The organism is Pseudogracilibacillus amylolyticus (SeqCode) (assembly GCF_051918545.1).
Taxonomy (GTDB): domain Bacteria; phylum Bacillota; class Bacilli; order Bacillales; family Amphibacillaceae; genus Pseudogracilibacillus.
Genome location: NZ_JBPPZG010000304.1, coordinates 1 through 3,280, shown reverse-complemented (window position 1 = coordinate 3,280; position 3,280 = coordinate 1). Strand labels below are relative to the sequence as shown.

Here is a 3,280-nt window from a genome sequence, read left to right as displayed (position 1 = left end):
ATAATCATCTCTACTCAACAGTTTATGGATATTAGTAATAAGATCAAAAAAATCCGAACTAATACAAATTTTTATTAAAGAAATTTGGATAAAGTTCGGATTTATCTATGACTAAAATCTTTTTCTAGCCTAAATAATTATTTAACTAGTTACTTCTTGATAGAATTACGTACAAATCGATCAATACGCTTAGCTGCTTCCTCCAATAAATCCATAGAAGTAGCATAGGATAACCTAACATTTTTAGGCGCACCGAATCCACTTCCTGGTACTAAAGCAACTTTTTCTTCCTCAAGTAGCGCTGTTACCCATTCATCAACAGAATTAAAGCCACATAAATTTACTGCTTCTTGCACATTGGGGAAAATGTAAAATGCTCCTTTTGGTTTTACACATGTTATTCCAGGAATTTCATTAATCAGATTATAGAATCTATTTAAACGGTCTGAAAAAACCTTTTTCATTTCTTTATTTATCTTTAAATCTTCCTCACTGTTTTCATAAGCTGCAAGTGCAGCATATTGTGCAATAGAAGTTGGGTTTGAGGTCGAATGTGAAGCATGGTTTGTCATTGCGCCGATAATCTCAGAAGGTCCCGCCGCATAACCAATGCGCCATCCTGTCATTGCATGTGATTTACTTAATCCGTTGATCACAACAGTTTGTTGTTTTAAGGCAGCGGACAAAGATGCAATCGACACATGATCTTCCTCTGTATAAATTAATTTTTCATAAATCTCGTCCGAGATAATAAGTATATTATGTTTTAAGCAAACTTCACCAATTTGCTGTAATTCTTCTTTCGTGTACATCATCCCAGTAGGATTACTTGGCGAATTAATGATAACTGCCTTCGTTTTTGACGTTATCGCCGCTTCTAGTTGTTCTTTTGTAATTTTAAAATCATTTTTCTCTAAACCTTCAACATATATGGGTTTACCACCAGCCAATTTTACATGCTCGGGATAACTAACCCAATACGGTGTTGGAATAATGACTTCATCATTTTCATTTAATAATACTTGGCATAACGCAAAAAGCGCATGTTTTGCTCCTACAGTAACAATAACTTCATTTAGTTGATAGCCTAATCCGTTATCTTTTTTAAATTTATCTATGATCGCTTTTTTAAGTTCGACAATTCCACCAGCAGGGGTATATTTTGTCATCCCTTGATCCATTGCTTCTTTTGCTGCTTGTATAATATAATCCGGTGTATTAAAATCAGGTTCTCCAACTCCGAGTCCAATTACATCGTACCCTTTGTCTCTTAGTTCTTTGGCTTTCGCAGAGATTGCTAATGTAGATGAGGGACTGAGCGCTTTTACTTTTTTTGATAAATTCATTTCATCTTATCCTTTCTCACTGTACTTTCGATATAGTCTAAGCTGTTCATAAACCGTACCGTCCTCTAAAGATATATACTCAATGACGTAACGATTGGATTGGTCTGTATACGTTATTTCCCACAATGGCTTCTTATTAATCATCGCAGGAGCCGAACCTATTAATGTACAGGATTTACACTCCGACTCCCACTTTTCTTCAATTTGTTCTTGCGATATCAATTTATCAGAAGAAATGATGACTAAATTTTCTTTCGTAAGAGGTTTATCCAATGGTGCAAAGATATACGATTGTTTTCCATTCTTATCTGTGCCTAGTAGGATGTGGTACGCTTCTTCACCTTGAAAGTGAGAAATTTCATTAATACTGTTTATATTCGTCTCTTTTAGAACAAATTTTTCCGTCTTGTCTCCATTAACAATTTTACTTTTTTCAATTTGATTATAGGAGTAAACGAAATAAATACAAAGAAATAAAAATAATAGCACGAAAAATAGTGTCAACAATCTTTTCCATTTAAACCAACTTGATAATTGCTTCATAATTTATTAATCACTCATTTTTGTATAAGATTAGTCACTTTAAAAAACTCTTATCTCAAAGCGCAGATAAGAGCTTATATTTTATAATACGGTAAGTGGTGGTTCTTCTTCTATAAATTGCTCAATCTCATTTTGTTCGTTCATAATTGCAATCTTTGGTCGAAAGTTTGCCAATTTTTCTTCCGATATTAACGTATATGCAATAATAATAACAATATCTTCTTTTTGAACAAGTCTTGCGGCTGCACCGTTTAAACAAATAATTCCTGTACCTCTTTCCCCTGGAATTACATATGTTTCAAGTCTTGCGCCATTATTATTATTTACAATTTGTACTTTTTCATTAGGCAAAATATCCACTTGATCCATAATATCCTGATCGATAGTTACACTTCCAACATAATTTAAATTCGCCTCAGTGACGCGAGCACGATGAATTTTGGATTTCATCATTGTACGAAACACCTGAACGTGACCCCCTAACTAATTCTATCAATAAATGAGCCTTCTTCGTTTAAAATTATATTATCAATTAATCGTGCATTACTGAATTTGACAGCTACGGCCAAAATAACTTGTTGGTTAATGGTAGTAATGCTTTTTAACTTTGGAAAACTTAATAGTTCAATATAATCAATCTTACCAGACGTGTTATTGCTAATGAACTTTTTTACTTCTGTTATAATAGTAGCAGGATTTTTGATTCCGTCAACTATTAATTTTTGTCCCAGCTTTAATCCTGAATAAAGCGATGTTGCTTCTTTACGTTCTATTTCTGACAAGTAAACATTTCGACTACTTTTAGCTAGTCCATCCTCTTCTCTTACTGTAGGAAGCCCAACTAACTGAACTGGAAAATCTAACTGCGTAACTAATGTGTTTACTACTGCAAATTGCTGCGCATCCTTCAGACCGAAATAGGCATTATTAGGTTGTACAATATGAAATAATTTTGTAAGAACTGTAATGACTCCATCAAAATGACCTGGTCTCGACCTACCACAAAGCACATCCGTACCTTGATTAATAGTCATCTTAATCCCCATCTCATTGGGGTACATATCATCTACAGTAGGTAAAAACAATATATCAACACCATGTTGTTCCGCCACTTTAGCATCTTGTTGTTCATCTCTTGGGTATTGTTCAAAGTCTTCATTTGGTCCAAACTGTAAAGGATTTACGAAAATACTCATTACCACGATATCATTTTCTTGTTTAGCCTCTTTAACTAAAGACAAATGCCCATCATGTAAAAAACCCATTGTAGGTACAAACCCGATTTTTTTATTGACATTTGCTACTTCTTTCATCATCGTTTGAACAGAGCGAATAATTTTCATGTTTAAATACCTACTTTATACTTTTGGTAAGATATCCATATTCTTTAA

At 33.6% G+C, this 3,280-nt stretch carries 4 protein-coding genes; all 4 read right to left on the bottom strand.

Annotation, left to right across the window (positions count from 1 at the left end; translation table 11 throughout):
* Positions 1-149 precede the first annotated feature (149 nt).
* Positions 150-1,346 (bottom strand): pyridoxal phosphate-dependent aminotransferase, encoded by a 1,197-nt coding sequence (locus ACPYKA_RS19960; protein ID WP_479543940.1) that lies wholly within the window; start codon positions 1,344-1,346, stop codon positions 150-152.
* Positions 1,347-1,352: 6 nt separating this feature from the next.
* Positions 1,353-1,889, bottom strand: a complete 537-nt coding sequence (locus ACPYKA_RS19955) for a cell wall elongation regulator TseB-like domain-containing protein (RefSeq protein ID WP_479543939.1) — start codon at positions 1,887-1,889, stop codon at positions 1,353-1,355.
* A gap of 81 nt (positions 1,890-1,970) precedes the next feature.
* Positions 1,971-2,354 carry an aspartate 1-decarboxylase gene (gene panD / locus ACPYKA_RS19950; protein ID WP_479543938.1) on the bottom strand — a complete coding sequence of 128 codons (384 nt, stop codon included), beginning with the start codon at positions 2,352-2,354 and terminating at the stop codon, positions 1,971-1,973.
* A 14-nt stretch (positions 2,355-2,368) separates the two neighbouring features.
* Positions 2,369-3,232 (bottom strand): pantoate--beta-alanine ligase, encoded by an 864-nt coding sequence (gene panC, locus ACPYKA_RS19945; protein ID WP_479543937.1) that lies wholly within the window; start codon positions 3,230-3,232, stop codon positions 2,369-2,371.
* Positions 3,233-3,280: the final 48 nt, after the last annotated feature.